The sequence below is a fragment of the Stenotrophomonas sp. CASM101 genome (assembly GCF_049384845.1).
Lineage (GTDB): Bacteria > Pseudomonadota > Gammaproteobacteria > Xanthomonadales > Xanthomonadaceae > Stenotrophomonas > Stenotrophomonas hibiscicola.
Window position 1 is genome coordinate 1 of the sequence record NZ_JBMRFR010000043.1, and the last position, 367, is coordinate 367.

The 367-nt window shown below is 67.3% G+C and carries 1 protein-coding gene; it reads right to left on the reverse strand.

The window, feature by feature from the left end:
* Nucleotides 1–16 precede the first annotated feature (16 nt).
* On the reverse strand, nucleotides 17–367 hold a 351-nt coding region (locus VG543_RS21205), incomplete at its 5' end, for a DUF418 domain-containing protein (protein ID WP_423179239.1).

The following is a 367-nucleotide window of genomic DNA, read 5'->3' on the forward strand; positions in this document are numbered from 1 at the left end:
GCGCGCCCTGCATCGATCAGCCCTGCCCGGCTCCACGCCGCATCGGTGGCCACTGGCGGTAGGTCATTGCACGCCATAGCCATTCCACCGGACCAAAGCGGAAGCGCGCCAGCCACGCGTGCGAAACAGCCACCTGCGCTGCGAACACCAGCAGCGCGAACAGCAACTGCACGCTGCGCGGCATCCGCTCGAACCCACCCAGGCCATAGTGGTAGAACAGCCAGGTACACAGCAACGACTGGGCCAGGTAGTGGGTCAATGCCATGCGCCCCACCGGCGCCAGCCATCCCAGCCGCGCGCGCCAACGCACGATCCACGCCAGGTAACCCAGGCACATCGGCAGCCCGCCGATCGTCACCAGTGCCAT